Origin of the sequence: Rahnella sp. ChDrAdgB13 (assembly GCF_017655185.1) — a bacterium.
Taxonomy (GTDB): Bacteria; Pseudomonadota; Gammaproteobacteria; order Enterobacterales; family Enterobacteriaceae; genus Rahnella; species Rahnella contaminans.
Genome location: NZ_JAEMGT010000044.1, coordinates 1 through 19,233, shown reverse-complemented (window position 1 = coordinate 19,233; position 19,233 = coordinate 1). Strand labels below are relative to the sequence as shown.

Annotated in this window: 19 protein-coding genes and 1 pseudogene; 13 read left to right on the top strand and 7 right to left on the bottom strand. The window is 52.5% G+C overall.

Annotated features, from left to right (window positions below):
* Positions 1–181: 181 nt before the first annotated feature.
* The 6 genes from cytR to rraA all read left to right on the top strand — a co-directional run bounded on the left by cytR (position 182) and on the right by rraA (position 5,864).
* Entirely contained in the window at positions 182–1,210 is a 1,029-nt protein-coding gene (gene cytR / locus J8X26_RS14090) for a DNA-binding transcriptional regulator CytR (protein ID WP_152325028.1), read from the top strand.
* Between the two features lie 80 nt (positions 1,211–1,290).
* Positions 1,291–2,244 (top strand): cell division protein FtsN, encoded by a 954-nt coding sequence (gene ftsN / locus J8X26_RS14085; protein WP_152325027.1) that lies wholly within the window; start codon positions 1,291–1,293, stop codon positions 2,242–2,244.
* Between the two features lie 115 nt (positions 2,245–2,359).
* Positions 2,360–2,890 carry an ATP-dependent protease subunit HslV gene (gene hslV / locus J8X26_RS14080; RefSeq protein ID WP_152325026.1) on the top strand — a complete coding sequence of 177 codons (531 nt, stop codon included), beginning with the start codon at positions 2,360–2,362 and terminating at the stop codon, positions 2,888–2,890.
* Positions 2,891–2,902: 12 nt separating this feature from the next.
* Complete coding sequence (gene hslU / locus J8X26_RS14075) at positions 2,903–4,234, top strand: HslU--HslV peptidase ATPase subunit (protein ID WP_152325025.1); 1,332 nt, start codon at positions 2,903–2,905, stop codon at positions 4,232–4,234.
* 97 nt (positions 4,235–4,331) lie between these two features.
* Complete coding sequence (locus J8X26_RS14070; RefSeq protein ID WP_152325024.1) at positions 4,332–5,258, top strand: 1,4-dihydroxy-2-naphthoate polyprenyltransferase; 927 nt, start codon at positions 4,332–4,334, stop codon at positions 5,256–5,258.
* A gap of 120 nt (positions 5,259–5,378) precedes the next feature.
* Positions 5,379–5,864, top strand: a complete 486-nt coding sequence (gene rraA / locus J8X26_RS14065) for a ribonuclease E activity regulator RraA (RefSeq protein ID WP_152325023.1) — start codon at positions 5,379–5,381, stop codon at positions 5,862–5,864.
* A 64-nt stretch (positions 5,865–5,928) separates the two neighbouring features.
* Here rraA and zapB read toward each other — a convergent pair whose 3' ends face one another.
* Entirely contained in the window at positions 5,929–6,168 is a 240-nt protein-coding gene (gene zapB / locus J8X26_RS14060) for a septal ring assembly protein ZapB (protein ID WP_013577585.1), read from the bottom strand.
* 589 nt (positions 6,169–6,757) lie between these two features.
* On the opposite strand from zapB, the gene J8X26_RS14055 reads away from it, so the two are divergent.
* The 3 genes from J8X26_RS14055 to glpX all read left to right on the top strand — a co-directional run bounded on the left by J8X26_RS14055 (position 6,758) and on the right by glpX (position 10,329).
* Complete coding sequence (locus tag J8X26_RS14055) at positions 6,758–7,606, top strand: MIP/aquaporin family protein (protein WP_152325022.1); 849 nt, start codon at positions 6,758–6,760, stop codon at positions 7,604–7,606.
* Between the two features lie 45 nt (positions 7,607–7,651).
* Positions 7,652–9,175 carry a glycerol kinase GlpK gene (gene glpK / locus J8X26_RS14050; RefSeq protein WP_152325021.1) on the top strand — a complete coding sequence of 508 codons (1,524 nt, stop codon included), beginning with the start codon at positions 7,652–7,654 and terminating at the stop codon, positions 9,173–9,175.
* Between the two features lie 143 nt (positions 9,176–9,318).
* Entirely contained in the window at positions 9,319–10,329 is a 1,011-nt protein-coding gene (gene glpX, locus J8X26_RS14045; RefSeq protein ID WP_208951169.1) for a class II fructose-bisphosphatase, read from the top strand.
* 67 nt (positions 10,330–10,396) lie between these two features.
* Here the strand turns inward: glpX and emrD are convergent, their stop codons facing one another.
* Positions 10,397–11,590, bottom strand: coding sequence for a multidrug efflux MFS transporter EmrD (emrD, locus tag J8X26_RS14040; RefSeq protein ID WP_208951168.1), 1,194 nt, complete (start codon positions 11,588–11,590; stop codon positions 10,397–10,399).
* 308 nt (positions 11,591–11,898) lie between these two features.
* On the opposite strand from emrD, the gene fpr reads away from it, so the two are divergent.
* Positions 11,899–12,645, top strand: a complete 747-nt coding sequence (fpr, locus tag J8X26_RS14035) for a ferredoxin--NADP(+) reductase (protein ID WP_208951167.1) — start codon at positions 11,899–11,901, stop codon at positions 12,643–12,645.
* 10 nt (positions 12,646–12,655) lie between these two features.
* Here fpr and J8X26_RS14030 read toward each other — a convergent pair whose 3' ends face one another.
* Positions 12,656–13,084, bottom strand: coding sequence for a DUF805 domain-containing protein (locus tag J8X26_RS14030; RefSeq protein WP_152325018.1), 429 nt, complete (start codon positions 13,082–13,084; stop codon positions 12,656–12,658).
* A 158-nt stretch (positions 13,085–13,242) separates the two neighbouring features.
* Between J8X26_RS14030 and J8X26_RS14025 the strand changes: the two genes are divergently transcribed.
* A complete protein-coding gene (locus J8X26_RS14025; RefSeq protein WP_152325017.1) occupies positions 13,243–13,848 on the top strand; it encodes a DUF1454 family protein in 606 nt (201 codons plus the stop codon).
* Positions 13,849–13,975: 127 nt separating this feature from the next.
* A complete protein-coding gene (gene tpiA / locus J8X26_RS14020) occupies positions 13,976–14,743 on the top strand; it encodes a triose-phosphate isomerase (RefSeq protein ID WP_104923984.1) in 768 nt (255 codons plus the stop codon).
* A gap of 64 nt (positions 14,744–14,807) precedes the next feature.
* On the opposite strand, the gene J8X26_RS14015 is transcribed toward tpiA, so the two are convergent.
* The 4 genes from J8X26_RS14015 to J8X26_RS14000 form a co-directional block, all read right to left on the bottom strand.
* Positions 14,808–15,797, bottom strand: a complete 990-nt coding sequence (locus J8X26_RS14015; RefSeq protein ID WP_208951178.1) for a sulfate ABC transporter substrate-binding protein — start codon at positions 15,795–15,797, stop codon at positions 14,808–14,810.
* Positions 15,798–15,991: 194 nt separating this feature from the next.
* Positions 15,992–16,978, bottom strand: coding sequence for a 6-phosphofructokinase (pfkA, locus tag J8X26_RS14010; RefSeq protein WP_152325016.1), 987 nt, complete (start codon positions 16,976–16,978; stop codon positions 15,992–15,994).
* 433 nt (positions 16,979–17,411) lie between these two features.
* On the bottom strand, positions 17,412–17,660 hold the full coding sequence (locus J8X26_RS14005; RefSeq protein WP_208951166.1) for an ogr/Delta-like zinc finger family protein: 249 nt from the start codon (positions 17,658–17,660) through the stop codon (positions 17,412–17,414).
* Between the two features lie 39 nt (positions 17,661–17,699).
* Positions 17,700–18,836, bottom strand: coding sequence for a phage late control D family protein (locus J8X26_RS14000; RefSeq protein WP_208951165.1), 1,137 nt, complete (start codon positions 18,834–18,836; stop codon positions 17,700–17,702).
* Between the two features lie 153 nt (positions 18,837–18,989).
* On the opposite strand from J8X26_RS14000, the pseudogene J8X26_RS13995 reads away from it, so the two are divergent.
* Positions 18,990–19,233 (top strand): annotated as a pseudogene (locus tag J8X26_RS13995) (phage tail sheath family protein); the annotation flags it as partial.

The following is a 19,233-nucleotide window of genomic DNA, read 5'->3' as shown; positions in this document are numbered from 1 at the left end:
ATAGTCAGGATTTCTGCGTGATGGATCGAAAAAAGCATCTGCATCACACTTTTAATGCAAATTAGGTAACAAATCCTACTCACATTCTGTTTAGAATGTGATGAGCTACACAGCATGGGTAGCCAGGTGAGGAATGTGGATGTTGTTGTGTCAGTTTGATGCTGTTGCAAGGAGAGATGCGTTGGATCACAAGAAAGAATTACCCGCCGCGACAATGAAAGATGTGGCAGAACAGGCAGGCGTTTCAACAGCAACGGTATCCCGCGCGTTAATGAACCCGGAGAAAGTCTCCGCATCTACCCGTCAGAAGGTCGATCAGGCTGTCATGGCCGTAGGATATTCTCCCCATGCCTTGTCCCGAAACCTGAAACGCAACGAATCGCGAACTATTCTGGTGATCGTCCCGGACATCTGCGATCCGTTTTTTGCCGATCTGATCAAAGGGATCGAACGCACCGCCGCCGAAAGCGGTTATCTGGTGCTGATTGGCGACTGCGCTCAGCAAAACCAGCAAGAAAAAACCTTTATCAATCTGATCATCACCAAACAGATTGATGGCATGTTGCTGCTCGGTTCTGATTTACCTTTCGATGCCAGCAAAGAAGAACAACGCAACCTGCCGCCGATGGTGATGGCCAATGAATTTGCGCCCGAACTGGAACTGCCGACGGTTCATATCGATAACCTGACTGCCGCGTTTGAAGCGGTGCATTATCTGCTGAATCTGGGCCACCAGCGTATTGCCTGTATCGAAGGGCCGAAACATATGCCGCTGTGCCAGTATCGCTCGCAAGGTTATGTGCAGGCGCTGCGCCGCAACGGGATCAGTGTCGAAAACGCACTAACCGCTCAGGGCGATTTTACCTACGAGTCCGGCGCGCGGGCGGTGAGCGAACTGATGGCGCTGCCTTCTCCGCCAACGGCCATCTTCTGCCATAACGACATTATGGCGATTGGTGCGATGTTCCAGGCGAAGAAAATGGGTTTACGTATTCCGCAGGATTTATCGGTTGTGGGCTTCGATGACATCAAAGCCAGCCAGTTTACCGATCCTCCGCTGACCACCGTCGCGCAGCCAAGATTCCAGCTTGGTCGTCAGGCTATGTTATTATTACTTGAGCAGTTACAGGGAAATCCGGTACAAAACGGTTCGCTTCTGCTTGATAGTGAGCTGGTCGTACGCCAAAGCACGGCCGCCCCGAAAGCGTGAGTCAGTTTTTGATTTGTTATATATGCAGGGTTAAGTAACATGACGCACTTCTTCATTCATCACGACACAGCGAAACGATAGTGGCACAAAGAGACTATGTAAGCCGTGGGCGCTCAGGAGCGCGGCGGAAAAGTACCAGCCGGAGTAAAAAACGCAGTTCCCCAACGATCTCCAAAACCATGGTGGTGTTAGCCGTTGCGGTACTGGTGGTGTTTGTCGGTGGCCTCTATTTTATTGCGCACAATAAACATGAAGAAGCGGCGGTACTGCCGACGCATGTTGTTCGTCCGGGTAACGGATTGCCGCCTAAGCCTGAAGAACGCTGGCGTTATATCAAGGAGCTGGAAAACCGTCAGATGGGCGTCACCACGCCGACAGAACCGACGGCGGGCGGTCAGGTTGAATCCAAAACTCAGCTGACGCCGGAACAGCGACAGCTTCTTGAGCAAATGCAGGCCGATATGCGCCAGACGCCGACACAGCTGTCTGAAGTGCCGTATAACGACCCAAGTCAGGTCGCCACGCGTCCGGCTCAGACGCAGCGTCAGGTTCAGCAACAACAGCCAACTTATGCCCAGCAACAGCCGGTGCAGACACAGCCGCGTCAGGTTCAGCAGCCAACGTACACGCCGCAAACGCAGCCGGTACGCGCGCCGCAGGCTCAGGTGCAAACGCAGCCTGTTCAGCCAAAACCTAAGCCACAGGTGAAAGAACCGGTCAGGGAAGTGCCGAAAGAACAACCGAAAGCACAGCAACCGGCTGCCATCACACAGGCAGCGCCAGAAAAACCGAAAGAGCAGGAAAAAACCCAGCGCTTTATGGTGCAGTGCGGTTCATTCAAAGGCGCCGATCAGGCGGAATCCCAGCGAGCCAAGCTGGCATTCGAAGGGTTTGAAGGCCGAATCACCACCGGTGGCGGCTGGAGCCGAGTGGTTATCGGCCCGTACAACAGCCGTTCTGGTGCTGACAGCACACTATCGCGTCTCAAAGGCGCTGGCATCTCCGGTTGCATTCCCGTCGCAACCGGGGGTTGAAAACCCGTAATCCTTCCCCAATCTATACTTTCAATATGCCCCGTAAGTTTGTGAGACACGCGAAGTGTCCCACAAGCCTGCGGGGATCTTTTCCGTCTGCAACGAGGAACCGCTCGTGACAACAATTGTAAGTGTACGCCGTAACGGCAAGGTCGTTATCGGTGGTGATGGCCAGGCCACATTGGGAAATACCGTCATGAAGGGCAACGTCAAGAAAGTACGTCGCCTGTACAACGACAAAGTGATCGCTGGTTTTGCTGGCGGTACCGCTGACGCCTTCACGCTGTTTGAGCTGTTCGAACGCAAACTGGAAATGCACCAGGGTCATCTGGTGAAAGCCGCCGTTGAGCTGGCTAAAGACTGGCGTACCGACCGTATGCTGCGCCGTCTCGAAGCGCTGCTGGCCGTTGCGGATGAAAATGCCTCGCTGATTATCAGTGGTAACGGCGACGTCATCCAGCCTGAAAACGACCTGATCGCGATTGGTTCCGGTGGCCCGTATGCCCAGGCGGCAGCCCGCGCATTGTTGGAAAACTCAGACCTTGGCGCACGCGATATCGTCGAAAAATCGCTGACTATCGCCGGTGACATCTGTATCTATACCAACCATTTCCACACCCTCGAAGAATTGTCTTCTAAAGCGTAAGGATCGAAAATTATGTCTGAGATGACCCCGCGCGAAATTGTCAGCGAGTTAGACAGCTACATCATTGGCCAGGATAAAGCGAAACGCGCTGTCGCGATCGCCCTGCGTAACCGCTGGCGCCGTATGCAGCTTGATGAAGCGCTGCGCCACGAAGTCACCCCAAAAAATATTCTGATGATCGGCCCGACCGGTGTCGGTAAAACCGAAATTGCCCGTCGTCTGGCCAAACTGGCTAACGCGCCGTTCATCAAAGTCGAAGCCACTAAGTTCACTGAAGTGGGCTACGTCGGGAAAGAAGTAGATTCAATTATTCGTGATCTGACCGATGCCGCCGTGAAAATGGTGCGTCTGCAATCCATCGATAAGAACCGCTTCCGCGCCGAAGAAATGGCCGAAGAACGTATTCTCGATGTGCTGATCCCGCCCGCGAAAAATAACTGGGGCCAGGCTGACGAAGCGCACGAGCCTTCTGCCGCGCGCCAGAACTTTCGCAAGAAATTACGTGAAGGCCAGCTCGACGACAAAGAAATCGAAATCAATCTGGCGGCTGCGCCTGTTGGCGTTGAAATCATGTCCCCTCCGGGCATGGAAGAGATGACCAATCAGCTGCAATCCATGTTCCAGAACATGGCCGGACAGAAGCAGAAACCGCGCAAACTGAAAATCAAAGAAGCTTACAAGCTGCTGGTTGAAGAAGAAGCGGCGAAACTGGTGAACCCGGAAGAGCTGAAAGAACAGGCGATTGAAGCCGTTGAACAGCACGGCATCGTGTTCATCGATGAGATCGACAAAATCTGTAAACGCGGCCAGAGCTCAGGCCCGGATGTGTCACGCGAAGGCGTTCAGCGCGATCTGCTGCCGCTGGTGGAAGGCTGTACCGTTTCCACTAAACACGGCATGGTGAAAACGGATCACATTCTGTTTATTGCCTCTGGCGCGTTCCAGACAGCCAGCCCGTCAGACCTGATCCCGGAATTGCAGGGGCGTCTGCCAATCCGCGTTGAGCTACAGGCGCTGTCGACTGAAGACTTCGAACGTATTCTGACTGAGCCAAGTGCATCCCTGACTCATCAGTACAAAGCATTGATGGCGACCGAAGGTGTGACCATTGATTTCACGGCTGACGGCATCCGTCGTATCGCGGAAGCGGCATGGCAGGTGAACGAAACCACCGAGAACATTGGCGCACGTCGTCTGCACACGGTTCTGGAGCGCCTGATGGAAGATATTTCCTACGACGCCAGCGAAAGCAACGGTATCTCCATAAACATTGATGCAGATTATGTTAGAAGCCACCTTGATCAGCTGGTAGCTGATGAAGATCTGAGCCGTTTTATCTTATAATTTGCTCATACGTTCCGAAAGTGATCTTCAGGGAGGCGTTTGCCTCCCTGATTTTTTTTAGATTTCGGACTGACTGTTCACCTGAGCGAAATCACCTATGAGCACAATGACTCCCTGCACCCCGACCACGCCTGCCCGCGCATGGCTTGAAAGCCTGCGTCCTAAAACGCTGCCTCTGGCTTTTGCCTCAATTGTCATGGGTTCGGCGATTGCCAGCCTGCAAGGCGTTTTCCATCCGCTCATCGCGCTGCTGGCGTTGCTGACGGCGGGTTGTCTTCAAATCCTGTCTAATCTGGCCAATGATTATGGCGATGCCGAAAAAGGCAGTGATACGCCCGATCGCGTCGGGCCGTTGCGCGGGATGCAAAAAGGGATGATAACCGCCGCACAGATGAAGCGCGCGATTATCCTGACCATCGCCCTGACGCTCGTGTGCGGAATCGCGCTTATTGCTGTCGCCTGCCACAAACCGAGTGATGTCGTGGGCTTTGTGATCCTCGGCCTTCTCTCGATTGGCGCGGCCATCACATATACCGTCGGCACGCGCCCTTACGGTTATATGGGGCTGGGTGATATTTCCGTTTTGATTTTCTTTGGCTGGATAAGCGTCGCCGGGACATTCTATTTGCAGGCGGGATATTTTGACTGGATTGTGATGCTGCCGGCCACCGCAACGGGATTGCTCTCGACGGCGGTGCTGAATATCAACAATTTGCGCGATATCGAAACCGATCGCGCCAACGGCAAAAACACGCTGGCGGTTCGCCTCGGGCCAGTGAATGCCCGCAATTATCACACGTTTATTTTGGCCGCCGCCACACTGTGCCTGGCCATTTTTTCCGCCGTGTATTTGCGCCACTGGACCGGCTGGTTATTTATTCTGGCCGTACCGATGCTGGTGACTCACGTCATCCGCGTGAGAAAGTCCAAAACATCTTTGGAAGTGCGTCCGCTGCTCGAACATATGGTGAAAACGGCGTTACTGACTAACGTGTTGTTTGCGGTGGGTCTGTTACTCAATTGAATAAAAGTGGCCTGATGTGCGTTTATCGAGCCGCTTTTCACATTTAACAATTGATGATTTTGCCAACATCCGTCCGAAAGGGATATACTGAACACTCATGCAGCAACCAGATGAAATCCTATGAAATACGATACTTCCGAACTTTGCGACATCTACCATGAAGAAGTGAATGTCGTCGAACCCCTGTTCTCCAACTTTGGTGGCCGTACTTCATTTGGCGGGCAAATCACGACAGTGAAGTGTTTCGAAGACAATGGCTTGCTTTATGACTTGCTGGAAGAAAATGGCCGTGGTCGCGTACTGCTGGTCGATGGCGGTGGCTCCGTTCGTCGCGCATTGCTTGATGCCGGTCTGGCACGCCTGGCGTTGCAAAACGAATGGGAAGGGATTGTGATTTACGGTGCAGTTCGTCAGGTAGACGATCTGGAAGAACTGGATATCGGCATTCAGGCGATGGCAGCGATTCCGGCGGGCGCAGGCAGTGAAGGGATTGGCGAAAGCGATATTCGTGTCAATTTCGGCGGTGTCACCTTCTTCTCCGGTGACCATCTTTATGCCGACAACACCGGTATCGTGCTGTCAGAAGACCCGCTCGACATCGAATAACCTTGCGCTTTCAGCAACAAAAAAGGACGCCGTGGCGTCCTTTTTTATTTTCAGGCCGAAGTCATCAGACTTCTTCCATTTTTCCCAGCAATGCACGCAGACGATCCTGCCACACGTGCTGTTCTTCTTTCAACTGTGCATTTTCACGCACCAGCGATTCATGATTACCACTCGCCTGCTGAACTTCCTGAGACAGGGTATTGTTTTGTTCTTTCAGTTCTTCGATTTCCATCTGCAAAAGAGTAATGGTATCGATCGCTTGCTGAACTTTAGCTTCTAATTTCTCAAATACTTCGAATGACATTTTTCGGTCCCCTTATGTTCGCAAGGCGCACATCTTATGTTCTGCCGCATCATCCGGACACGGCTCAAGAATTCCTGCACTCCGTCGATTTTGATAACGAATACAAACCAAATCCGGGTCTGAATTGCGCCAAAGTCTTGTAAAACCAGCGGGTGTCTTACCGGGTGATTGTATGTAGCCAGCTTTGCCCTGTCTAGCAAGAACCCCTTCCTGCACGCAGTCTGTTGCAATTTTACAGCGCCGGGTATCAGGAAATGCTTAAAAAGCAGCGTCACTCACCAGAAATCCCCGTTAATACCGAATAACCTTATCCGGCCTGTTGTTATGTTCGTTTCAACCGACGCGGCCCAAAAATTGTTAAATCGTGGCCTTTTTCCCGCGCGTGATGGCCTGCGAATACGCGAAATCGCTCATTTTTATGACACGACACACAAAATTTGATTTCGCTATTTCTCGTTTATGCTCGTTAACGATAAATTCACATTACGTTCTCATTTAATGATGAACGTCAAAATCCGATTACGTTCACGTACGACATAACAGAAAAACTATAACCAATCATTAACATCATCCTTAGCAGGATCAAACTATGAGCCAAACCATGAGTTCCACATTAAAAGGTCAGTGCATCGCTGAGTTTCTGGGTACCGGGCTTATCATTTTCTTCGGTGCAGGCTGTGTTGCTGCATTGAAGCTTGCCGGAGCATCCTTTGGCCAGTGGGAAATCAGTATCGTCTGGGGTTTCGGTGTGGCCATGGCCATTTACCTGACTGCGGCGATCTCAGGCGCACACCTGAACCCGGCTGTCACCGTCGCGCTATGTTTGTTTGCAAACTTTGAAGGACGCAAAGTTCTGCCTTACATCATCGCGCAGGTCGCAGGCGCCTTCTGTGCCGCCGCGCTGGTTTACGGCCTTTACTACAATCTGTTCTACGATTTCGAGCAAACTCACAACATGGTACGCGGCAGCGTAGACAGTCTGAGCCTTGCCGGTATCTTCTCGACGTATCCAAACCCGCACATCAGCGTATTGCAGGCGTTCCTGGTTGAAACCGTGATCACCGCCGTTCTGATGTCGCTGATCCTCGGCCTGACCGATGACGGCAACGGCCTGCCACGTGGCCCGCTGGCTCCGCTGCTGATCGGTATTCTGATTGCAGTTATCGGTGCATCCATGGGGCCACTGACCGGATTCGCACTGAACCCGGCGCGTGATTTCGGACCGAAACTGTTCGCTTACTTCGCAGGCTGGGGCAAAGTGGCCTTCACCGGCGCCCGCGATATCCCTTACTTCCTGGTACCGATTTTTGGCCCACTGCTGGGTGCGTGTCTGGGTGCGGTCGGCTATAAAGCATTGATTAGTCGTCACCTGCCACACCAGATTAACGAAACAGCGGCTGACAAAGCGTCACAGCCAACCAAACAGCGCAAGGCCTGATCGGCTAAACTGTTCCACAGCTTACTCATTTGCAGGATGAAAATTATGTCAGCAGATACGACTCACGAAAAAAAATACATTGTCGCACTCGATCAGGGTACGACCAGCTCACGCGCAGTAGTGCTGGATCACGATGCCAACATCATCAGCGTTTCTCAGCGTGAATTTACCCAGATCTACCCTAAATCTGGCTGGGTTGAGCACGATCCGATGGAAATCTGGTCATCGCAAAGCTCGGTACTGGTTGAAGTGCTGGCCAAAGCCGACATCAATTCCGATCAGATCGCCGGTATCGGTATCACCAACCAGCGTGAAACCACCATCGTGTGGGAAAAAGAAACCGGCAAGCCGATTTATAACGCGATTGTGTGGCAATGCCGTCGTACTGCTGATATCTGCGAAAAGCTGAAAAAAGACGGGATGGAAGAGTACATCCGTCACAACACCGGCCTGGTGGTTGACCCGTACTTCTCCGGCACCAAACTGAAATGGATCCTCGATAACGTTGAAGGCTCCCGTGAACGTGCAAAACGCGGCGAACTGCTGTTCGGGACTGTGGATACCTGGCTGGTCTGGAAAATGACTCAGGGACGCGTTCACGTGACGGATTACACCAACGCATCACGTACCATGCTGTTCAATATCCGTGATTTGAAGTGGGATGAACGCATGCTTGAAGCGCTGGATATTCCGCGTGAAATGCTGCCGGAAGTCCGTCCTTCCTCTGAAATTTACGGCCAGACCAACATTGGTGGTAAAGGTGGTACGCGTATTCCAATCGCCGGTATTGCCGGTGACCAGCAGGCGGCGCTTTACGGCCAACTGTGCGTGCAACCGGGTATGGCGAAAAACACCTACGGCACCGGCTGCTTCCTGTTAATGAACACCGGCACCGAAGTTGTTGCATCGAAAAATGGTCTGCTGACCACCATCGCCTGCGGCCCGCGTGGCGAAGTAAACTACGCGCTGGAAGGTGCCGTTTTCGTTGGTGGCGCATCTATTCAGTGGCTGCGTGATGAGCTGAAACTGATCAGCGATGCAACTGACTCCGAATATTTCGCGATGAAGGTGAAAGACACTAACGGCGTTTACGTGGTGCCTGCTTTCACCGGCCTCGGCGCCCCTTACTGGGACCCGTATGCCCGTGGCGCAATCTTCGGTCTGAGCCGTGGTGCGAACAGCAACCACATCATCCGCGCAACGCTGGAGTCTATTGCTTATCAGACCCGCGATGTACTGGATGCCATGCAGGCCGATTCCGGTGCCCGTCTGCAATCCTTACGCGTGGACGGCGGCGCGGTCGCCAACAACTTCCTGATGCAATTCCAGTCCGACATTTTGGGTACCCGCGTTGAGCGTCCTGAAGTGCTGGAAGTTACCGCGCTGGGTTCTGCTTTCCTCGCAGGCCTGGCCGTCGGTTTCTGGAACGATCTGGAAGAAGTCCGCAGCAAAGCCACTATCGAACGTGAATTCCGCCCAAGCATTGAAACGACGGAACGTAATGTCCGCTATAAAGGCTGGCAGAAAGCGGTGGCACGCGTTCGTTCGTGGGAAGATCACGACGAGTAATCCCGTCAGTTTTACGCCAACACCTTTTATGAAACTCCCCATACGGGGAGTTTTTTTATGCGTCCTTCCCACTGTGCTAAAATCTGCGGCACAGATGAGCCTTGCCTCACCGAACTCTTTCTTTTCTTCCAACAGGTTTTCCAATGAAACGTGAATTAGCAATCGAGTTCTCCCGCGTGACCGAAGCTGCCGCGCTCGCCGGTTATAAATGGCTGGGCCGTGGGGATAAAAACCTCGCCGATAACGCCGCCGTGCAGTCCATGCGCATCATGCTTAATAAAGTCGATATCGACGGCACGATTGTGATTGGCGAAGGTGAAATCGATGAAGCACCGATGCTGTATATCGGCGAAAAAGTCGGTACCGGCAACGGCGACGCGGTCGATATTGCGGTGGATCCGATTGAAGGCACGCGCATGACCGCAATGGGTCAGTCCAACGCACTGGCTGTGCTGGCTGTGGGCGATCAGGGTTCTTTCCTCAACGCCCCTGATATGTACATGGAGAAAATTGCCGTCGGTCCTGGCGCGAAAGGCGCTATTAATCTGAACCTGACGCTGGCAGAAAATCTGGCGAATATTGCCAAAGCGCTGAACAAACCGCTGACCGAACTGACTGTTGCCGTGCTAGCAAAACCGCGTCATGACGACGCAATCCGTGAAATGCTGACCGCAGGTGTCCGCGTCTTTGCGTTCCCGGACGGTGACGTCGCAGCAACCATTCTGACCTGCATGCCGGAAAGTGAGGTTGACGTGCTTTACGGAATTGGCGGCGCGCCTGAAGGCGTGATATCTGCGGCCGTTATCCGCGCGCTGGATGGCGATATGCAGGGGCGATTACTGGCGCGTCATGACGTCAAAGGAGAAACGCCGGAAAACCGCCGGATTGGCGAAGAAGAGCTGGCGCGCTGTAAAGCGATGGGGATTGAAGCCGGGAAAGTGCTGTTGCTTGATGATATGGCGCGCAACGACAACGTGATTTTCTCCGCGACCGGGATTACCAAAGGCGATCTGCTGGAAGGCATCAGCCGTCAGGGAAATATGGCGACCACTGAAACACTGCTGATTCGTGGCAAATCCCGCACCATCCGCCGCATCCGTTCGACGCATTATCTAGACCGCAAAGACGCCGCGCTGCACGAATTCATTATCTGATCCGCGGCCTTCCGGTCATCAAAAAGGCAGGGTTTTTGCCCTGCCTTTTTAAATGTAAAACAAAACGTTAAACCGCATGTCCTTCATGCTGACTGCGGTTCGACATCGGCCACCAGCACAGCAAAATCAGCACAGCCATCGCAAACATCAGCAGGCCAAGACTGAACTGACCGGTTTGCGGCAACATCGCTGACATCCACGCCACCAGCCCCGATCCCATATTTTGCAAACCGCCCACCAGCGCCCCTGCAGCCCCGGCCAGATAAGGGAAAGGCTCCATCGCGCCGGTCGTCGCCAGCGGGAATAACATGCCCGCGCCGAAGAAGAACAAAGACGCAGGCACGATCAGCGTCCAGATATTCATAATGCCCAGCCAGCCCGGGATCCACATCAATAACCCCGCCAGCAGACAGCTGATGACCGAATGCCACATCAGTTGCTGGAAGCTTTTCTCCGTACGCCCGGCATACCAGGCACCGAAGAATGCCGCAGGGATCGGCAGGATAAACAGGATGCTTACCATCACGCCGCTCAGCCCCAACACGCCGCCCATCAGCACGCCGCAGCTGGCTTCAAAGACCGCCACGCCCGCCAGCGCGCCCACCAGCATTACCAGATAGCGGCTGAAATCGGCGTCTGCCAGCAACAAACGCAGGCTGCTGAGCATTTTGCGCGGCGGATGGTCAGCGGTAAATTCCGGGCGGGTTTCCGGCAACCAGCGGTACATCGAAAACGCGACGCCCGCGCACAGAATAAGCAGAAAACCGAAACTCGCCCGCCAGCCCAGCCACGCAGCCAGCGCACCACCGATAACCGGCGCTAACAGCGGGCTGACCAGAATCCCCATGTTCAGCAAACTGTTGGCGTGGCGCAAAGCACCGCCGCTGTATAAGTCACGCGGCATGGTTCTCGCCATCACGCCCGCTACGCCGGTGCCCAGCCCCTGAACCGCACTGGCCAGGATCAGCATATTCAGACTGGATGACACCATCGCGCCCGCCGCACCAATCAGGAAAATCATCAGACCGGTGAGGATCACCGGTTTGCGCCCCACGTTGTCGGACAACGGGCCGTAAATCAGCTGCGAGCCGCCGTAGGTCAGCAAATAAGCGGCCATAACGCGCTGCACTGCCCCCGGTTTGACGGCCAGACTGGTCGCCATATCCGCGATGTTCGGCACATAAATGGTCTGAGCCATCTGACCGACCGCCACCAGCAATATCAGCATCACAAGTAGGTGAATATTTTCCAGATTTTTCATTTTTCAGTTCGTTATCAGATAAGGTGGAAAAAGTTCAGAACAAATAACCAGCAAAACCGCCGATAATACGGCGGCGCATAAGTTAACAAATTCAGATGAATAAGCGAGGGGTGCGGCAAACTCTCCTGTTATTTTGCTGGCAGCGGCAGGAGCCAGATCTGTAACGCAGACTGTACAGAAATCGATACTGGCTAACGGACGCAGAACAGGCTGATAACATTTAACCGATAAGGGATCCGAAAAATTTGAAATAAAATCAGCGCATAAATTCGCTATGCATGACGAAATCAGAAACGACAGGAGTTTTTATGGCTGATTGGGTAACGGGAAAAATCAAAAAAGTTGAGCACTGGACGGACAATTTGTTCAGCATCACGGTCAATGCGCCAGTCGACTCTTTTACCGCAGGCCAGTTTGCCAAACTCTCTCTGGAAATCGACAGCGAGCGGGTTCAGCGTGCATATTCCTACGTCAATCCGCCTTCCAGCGCAGACCTGGAGTTTTATCTGGTCAACGTGCCGGAAGGAAAACTCAGCCCGCGTCTGCACGTGATGCAGCCCGGCGACGAAATTCATGTCACCAAAGAAGCCGCCGGCTTTTTCGTGATTGATGAAGTTCCTGAGTGTGACACGCTTTGGATGCTGGCAACCGGTACCGCCATCGGGCCTTATCTGTCAATTTTGCAGGAAGGAGCCGGTCTGGAGCGTTTTAAAAATATCGTACTGATCCACGCCGCGCGCTTTGCTGCCGATCTCAGCTATTTACCGCTGATGCAGCAATTACAGCGACGTTATGAAGGCAAACTGCATATTCAGAGCGTCGTCAGCCGTGAAGAAATTTCAGGCTCACTGACCGGCCGTGTCCCGGCGCTGATTGAAAATGGCACGCTGGAAGGGGCTGTCGGCCTGAAGATCAACGCGGAAGACAGCCACATCATGCTCTGCGGAAACCCGCAGATGGTCCGCGATACCCAGCAGGTGCTGAAAGACCTGCATGGCATGCGCAAGCATCTCAAACGCAAACCGGGTCATATGACCAGCGAACACTACTGGTAAGTATTTTTTGTTATGCAGATTTAAATCTGACGTCTTCCGGCTCCGGGCCAAAACGATTTGTGCCCGGTGTACCGGCGAAAGCGCCGCAGTCGATAATCAGCATGATGAAAATGACCGAAGGCACCAGCCGTCCTAATACCCAGCTCCACGTCTGCGGCATCGCCGCCGCCCAGTTTCCGGCCACCAGCATCCACGCCAGCACAAACAACAATGCCCACCAGGCCGACTTATTGCGGTCATGTAACCTTTTCACCAGCACCGCCGCCGTTGGCCACAACAGGACGACCAGCGCGAAACCCGCGGTCTGATAGGTAATCCATAGCTGTGCGGCAAAGAAGAAATCGGCGGCCATCAGAATCAGCCAGCTGATCATCCAGATCCAAAAATCGCGGCGGCCCAGGCGGCCGTTAAAAGAAAACAGTGCGTGCTGTAACGTCATTGACCGTCGGTTCCCTAAAAAACAATGAGAGGAAAATGTTAAAACAGGGCGAGTGTACCTGATGCACCGTGGCCGGGAGAATGTTTACGCACTCCTTTTGACATTGCCCCCCGATCACCGCTTTAATCGGTCTGTTGAAACAAAATAAGAAACGCCCTATGACTGTTGCTAAATCGATTTTACAACTGGCTTTGCCCGTATTACTGATACTCGCGGGCCAGAACACAGCCCTTGCCGATCCGCCGGCTGACCATTCCGGCGCAGAAGAGATGCCGAAAGCCCCGTATCTTCTGGCAGGCGCACCGACATTCGAAACGACGCTGATTAACTTCCGCGCCAAATACAATGAAGCGAATCCGACCCAGCAGATCGGCGAATTCCGCGCAATCAGTGAATCCGCTAACAGCTCGCTGACCCGCGCGGCCAGCAAAATTAACGAAAATCTCTATGCCTCCACCGCGCTGGAAAAAGGCACAGGCAAAATCAAAACGCTGCAAATTACCTATTTGCCGATTCAGGGCCCTGAAGAAAAAGCCGCCCGCACGCTGGCTGTCAGCTATATGGCGAATCTGATGCGTCAGTTTGATGCCACCCTTTCGCCGGAACAAAGCGTGGCGAGAGTGACGTCCCTGATTGAAAAAGGGAAAGGTCAGCAGTTTTATAAACAGGAAGTTGGGGCGGTGCGTTTTGTGATTTCAGACAATGGCGAAAAAGGCCTGACGTTTGCCGTTGAGCCGGTAAAACTGGCGCTGGCCGAGCCCTGAGATGACGGTTTTTAATGACAAAAAGCAAAGCCTTTATGGTCAATGATCTCTATACTGTTGCACAGGTAATCTGCTTGTTTGGCAGAAATTTTAATCGACACTCGCGTCCCCTTTTGGAGGAAAAAACATGCGACATCCATTAGTGATGGGTAACTGGAAGCTTAACGGCAGCACCCACATGGTTAACGAACTGATTGCTGCTCTGCGTACCGAGCTGAGCACCGTTGTAGGTTGTGGCGTTGCAATTGCTCCACCAGAAGTTTACCTGTCACAGGCTAAACACGCTCTGGCCGGCAGCCGTATCGCGCTGGGTGCTCAGAACGTTGATGCTAACCTGTCCGGCGCATTCACCGGTGAGATCTCTGCCGACATGCTGAAAGATATCGGTGCGAAATACATCATCATCGGTCACTCAGAACGCCGCACTTACCACAAAGAAAGCGACGAGTTCATTGCTAAGAAATTTGGCGTGCTGAAAGAAGCGGGTCTGATCCCTGTTCTGTGCATCGGTGAAACTGAAGCAGAAAACGAAGCCGGTAAAACTGAAGCCGTATGCGCTAAGCAACTGGACGCCGTTCTGAACACTCTGGGCGCGAAAGCATTCGAAGGCGCAGTGATCGCTTACGAACCTGTTTGGGCTATCGGTACAGGCAAATCAGCGACCCCAGCTCAGGCTCAGGCCGTTCACAAATTCATCCGTGACCACATCGCTAAACAAGATGCTGCTGTGGCTGAACAAGTTATCATCCAGTACGGCGGTTCTGTTAACGCTGCTAACGCTGCTGAACTGTTCACTCAGCCAGACATCGATGGCGCACTGGTTGGCGGCGCATCACTGAAAGCTGACGCTTTCGCAGTGATCGTTAAAGCGGCCGCAGAAGCAAAACAAGCGTAAGCCTGTTCCTTCTGAGCGCAAAAAACCCCGGCTTGCCGGGGTTTTTTATTGCCTGAAAACAGGATTAACGCTTGCTGATTTGGTCGAAAATCCCGTCAGTCGCGAAGTGATCTTTCTGCGTCTGAGCCCAGGTTCCTGCAACATCACCAATGGTGAACAGTTTCAGTTTAGGGAATTCAGCATCGAATTTTTTCTCAACAACCGGATCACGCGGACGATAGTAGTTTTCAGCTGCAATAGTCTGGCCTTCCGGTGAGTACAGGTACTTCAGATAAGCTTCTGCCACGGTACGCGTATCACGCTTATCGACCACTTTATCCACTACAGAAACCGTTGGCTCTGCCAGAATCGATTCGCTTGGCGTCACGATTTCAAACTTGTCTTTTCCAACTTCTTTGGTGGCCAGCAGCGCTTCGTTTTCCCAGGCAATCAGCACATCACCAATACCGCGTTCCACAAAGGTATTTGTCGCGCCGCGGGCACCGGAATCCAGCACTTCCACGTTTTTATACAGCGCTTTCACAAAATCCTGAGCTTTCGCTTTGTCATTGTTGTTGTGATGCAGGGCATAGCCCCACGCAGCCAGATAGTTCCAGCGCGCACCGCCTGATGTTTTAGGATTCGGGGTGATAATCGATACACCCGGTTTGATCAAATCATTCCAGTCGTGAATTTGTTTCGGGTTGCCTTTGCGAACCAGGAATACGATGGTCGACGTGTAAGGGGCAGAATTGTCTGGCAGGCGGGTGATCCAGTTTTTATCAATACGGCCGCGTTCAGCGATAGCATCTACGTCATACGCCAGGGCGAGGGTCACGACATCGGCTTCAATACCGTTAATGACAGACGTTGCCTGCTTGCCTGAACCGCCGTGTGACTGGCGAACGGTCACGGTATCACCGGTTTTGCCCTGCCAGTATTTACTGAATGCTTTGTTATATTGTTCATAAAGCTCACGGGTTGGATCGTACGACACGTTCAGAATCTGAATGTCTTTGGCAATCGCCCCGGTTGCTACCAACAGTAATGCCAGACCTGCACCCCATTTACGCATACGCATCGCACTCTCTCCCAAAAATAGTTTTTATGGATTTCATTAATTTGATTGGATGAACAGAGCGTGCCAGAGAAAAAGAAAACAACTAAAGAATAAAAGGTTTTTTTCTATTACTTTCTGGAATAACCAGAAACAGGTCGAAAAAAAACCTCCCGTAAAGGAGGTTCTTATATTCAGGCAAGAAGCTGTTTTTAGAACAGTTTTTTAGCTGTATCGTACCAGTCTTCTTTGAACTTACTTTTCTTGTTCTCAGGAGAAATACACACAGAGATCAGTTCGTGAACCATTTTCTCGTTTTGAACACCGACGCAGTAACCGCCTTTACCGTAGTCACGACCTTCTTCCATCAGCAGGTCTACCGCGTAAGCACCCATGCGGGACGCTAAAATACGGTCATAAGCAACCGGTGCACCACCACGCTGGATGTGGCCCAGTACGGTGCCACGGGTTTCACGACAGGTTTCTTTCTCGATGTATTTAGCCAGCTCATCGATATCATCTAACTTTTCAGTGATGGCGACGATAGCGTGCTTTTTACCTTTCGCGATGCCGGCTTTGATTTCAGCAACCAGATCATCACGTTTGAATTCAACTTCTGGGATGGCGATAAATTCGCAACCACCGGCAATGGCCGCAGCCAGGGTCAAATCGCCGCAGTAACGGCCCATAACTTCAACGATAGAGATACGCTGGTGTGAAGAAGAGGTGTCACGCAGACGGTCGATAGCTTCAACCACAGTACCCAGAGCAGTGAAGAAACCGATGGTGTAGTCAGTACCGGCAACGTCGTTGTCGATGGTGCCTGGCAGGCCGATACAACGAATGCCACCTTCTTTGGTCAGCAGGTCAGCACCGGCATAAGAACCGTCACCGCCGATAACGACGAGGCCGTCGATACCGCGATCTTTCAGGTTTTGCAGGGCAACTTTCCGCATGTCCGGATCGCGGAATTCAGGGAAACGCGCTGAACCCAGGAAAGTACCGCCACGGTTGATCATGTCTGAAACGCTGTAGCGGTCGAGTTCTCGCATGCGATTTTCGTACATGCCGAGATAGCCATCTTCAATACCGAAAACTTCCAAACCTGCGGATAACGCCGAACGCACAACGCCGCGGATCGCAGCGTTCATGCCCGGTGCATCGCCACCGCTTGTCAGTACACCAATTTTTTTGATCATGACTACCTCTGAACTTGTAGATGCAATTTCTTAAGAATCTTGAGCCTGCCCGTCGGCGGATTTAACTTTTGCAGCCAAAGGGCTTATTAGCGTTTGAGCCTATAGTATAACAAAACACCGTAGCTGAATTGATTCAAGTCAGCAAGAACACGCATACAACGCTCTGTACATCGCAATTTACTGATTCATACGGCTTTTACAAGATATTTCCGGTTGGTTACGCGCAGATTTCCATCTTGTTAATTTCCGGTTTTGTGAAACAATTCCAAATTGCGGACAAAAAAAACCCCACCTTTCGGTGGGGGAAGACAGGGATGGTGAAGAAATATAGTATGTAACCTAATGGAATAAAAGGATTTATTCCAGATTCCGTCTACATTTTGACTACACTTCGACAAAAAAAGCCCCGTCAGTTCATGGCGGGGCTTTTCCATTAGAGGGCCAAACTTAACTGATCCCTTCCATAGTGAGACGCCGGAAAGGCATCGCGGGGAATGAAATCGGGTGGTAACGGGGCTGCGCCTGCACGCTTTGTTACCTCCCTTTCCACGCTGTTAAGCGTAGTGAATGACCGGCTACATTCCAGATTCTGGCACTGGTGATATTGCCGGATTGTCATATCGGTGATTTTTCGGCTGGTACGGGTGCGGGCCATAGCGCCGCAAAATGGACATCTGAACATAATGATGGCTCCCCTGTGGGAGTTGAACTCCATTTCATTTTATTCAGTTTCCGCTATCCAGTCAGGTATTTTTGCTTCCAGCTCCAGCCGGGTGGTAAAACCATTGTCGTCAATGACGTGCTCAGCACGCGCAATGATCCAGTCCTGATTGTCTATTTCATCCTTAAAACCGCTAACCGTGACGTGCATTTCCGGGTAAAGCTCAGCGCGGCCACGCGCCAGGGTGATCGAAAACTCTGCTGCGCCACGCTGAAGCTGTTGCCACTTTGCCGCCGCCGCACGTTTCGCTGCTTCTTCATTCTGGTAAGTCTTGCGCAGCACATAGACGTTACCGTCTGCGCCCTCCATGTAATCGCCCTCACGGCTGCTGCTCTTCTCTTTTTTGGGCTTTGCAGGCTTGCGGCGCTTAACACTGACCTTTTTCTTTTTGCCAAAATTGAGATCCAGCCAGTAAGCCTTAACGCCGGTATATGCATCCCGATCGGCAATGCGAAAGCGGTGCCGGTCGCCACTTGTGCGGTCAATGCTGGCAGAAGGTAGCGCCTTTCCGTCAGCGGTCACACCGCCACCCGGCAGAATAAACAGCAGACTGCCGTTCTTGACGGTGGCAATTGCGCCCAACATTTCCGCCATGCGGGTAAGGAATGACATATCACTTTCCTGCGTCTGGTCGGCGTGATCAATCTCAATATCCACGAGTATTTCACTGATCTGCGCCATCAGTCCGTAGCGGTGCGCTATTGCCGACACAACACGCTCAACGGTCACGTCATGCCATGAGACTTCGCGCTTTACGTTGAACTCTTCACGAAAATCAGCACTGCGGGCAGTAACGCCAATAGTATCTGCCGGGCCTTCGTGGGAAACCTCGTCAACCGTGTACAGCCCCTTGTAAATCAGCGGTTCACCCAGCCAGCCAAATGATACAGCAAGCTCAGCCCCGCGCGGCGGCAGGGCAACCATGCCGTCACTGTCATCAATGGAAATGGATAATTGGTCGGCATCAAAGCCCCTGTTGTCCGTCAGTGACAACGACATGATCCGATCATCAAGCTGCGTCAGTACCTTGCCGCCCATCGTAATGCTGAATCCCGGACTTTTTACCGCTTCGGTAAGTGAATCGTTATAACTGCTGACGGCGTCATTAAGTGATTTGGTCAGGTCTGTAAGTGCCATGTGTCCCCCCCTTCTTCCGGCGAAGGATCCCACGCGCGCGGGAGAGACCAAATCAGTTTTTGTTGTCACCGTCCGGCCAGACCCGCAATAGCGTGAGTGGCGATCAAACATGGTGGATTATCACTGCGAACTCAATAACGTAATGGTGAAAATATGGCGGAAGATCGCTTTCATGGTGCCCGCATCCGGGAAAATACCGACCTTGTGGCGGCTATCAATGACATTGAATCGAATGTCATTGGGGTTGTCGCCGTGGCGGATGATGCCGATGCGGAAGCCTTTCCCCTGAATACCCCCGTGTTAGTGACACGGGTTAACAACGTGCTGGGTAAGGCGGGTAAAACCGGCTCCCTGTACAAAACGCTTAAAGCCATCGCTGACCAGACCAGCCCGAAGG

Bases quoted from the DNA above. Each gene is read 5' to 3' on its own strand.
- rraA (WP_152325023.1), top strand. From the start codon at position 5,379: ATGAAATACGATACTTCCGAACTTTGCGACATCTACCATGAAGAAGTG.
- J8X26_RS14015 (WP_208951178.1), bottom strand. From the start codon at position 15,797: ATGCGTAAATGGGGTGCAGGTCTGGCATTACTGTTGGTAGCAACCGGG.
- J8X26_RS14070 (WP_152325024.1), top strand. From the start codon at position 4,332: ATGAGCACAATGACTCCCTGCACCCCGACCACGCCTGCCCGCGCATGG.
- hslU (WP_152325025.1), top strand. From the start codon at position 2,903: ATGTCTGAGATGACCCCGCGCGAAATTGTCAGCGAGTTAGACAGCTAC.
- glpK (WP_152325021.1), top strand. From the start codon at position 7,652: ATGTCAGCAGATACGACTCACGAAAAAAAATACATTGTCGCACTCGAT.
- J8X26_RS14055 (WP_152325022.1), top strand. From the start codon at position 6,758: ATGAGCCAAACCATGAGTTCCACATTAAAAGGTCAGTGCATCGCTGAG.
- pfkA (WP_152325016.1), bottom strand. From the start codon at position 16,978: ATGATCAAAAAAATTGGTGTACTGACAAGCGGTGGCGATGCACCGGGC.
- J8X26_RS14025 (WP_152325017.1), top strand. From the start codon at position 13,243: ATGACTGTTGCTAAATCGATTTTACAACTGGCTTTGCCCGTATTACTG.
- glpX (WP_208951169.1), top strand. From the start codon at position 9,319: ATGAAACGTGAATTAGCAATCGAGTTCTCCCGCGTGACCGAAGCTGCC.
- J8X26_RS14030 (WP_152325018.1), bottom strand. From the start codon at position 13,084: ATGACGTTACAGCACGCACTGTTTTCTTTTAACGGCCGCCTGGGCCGC.
- J8X26_RS14000 (WP_208951165.1), bottom strand. From the start codon at position 18,836: ATGGCACTTACAGACCTGACCAAATCACTTAATGACGCCGTCAGCAGT.
- zapB (WP_013577585.1), bottom strand. From the start codon at position 6,168: ATGTCATTCGAAGTATTTGAGAAATTAGAAGCTAAAGTTCAGCAAGCG.
- tpiA (WP_104923984.1), top strand. From the start codon at position 13,976: ATGCGACATCCATTAGTGATGGGTAACTGGAAGCTTAACGGCAGCACC.
- emrD (WP_208951168.1), bottom strand. From the start codon at position 11,590: ATGAAAAATCTGGAAAATATTCACCTACTTGTGATGCTGATATTGCTG.
- fpr (WP_208951167.1), top strand. From the start codon at position 11,899: ATGGCTGATTGGGTAACGGGAAAAATCAAAAAAGTTGAGCACTGGACG.
- J8X26_RS14005 (WP_208951166.1), bottom strand. From the start codon at position 17,660: ATGTTCAGATGTCCATTTTGCGGCGCTATGGCCCGCACCCGTACCAGC.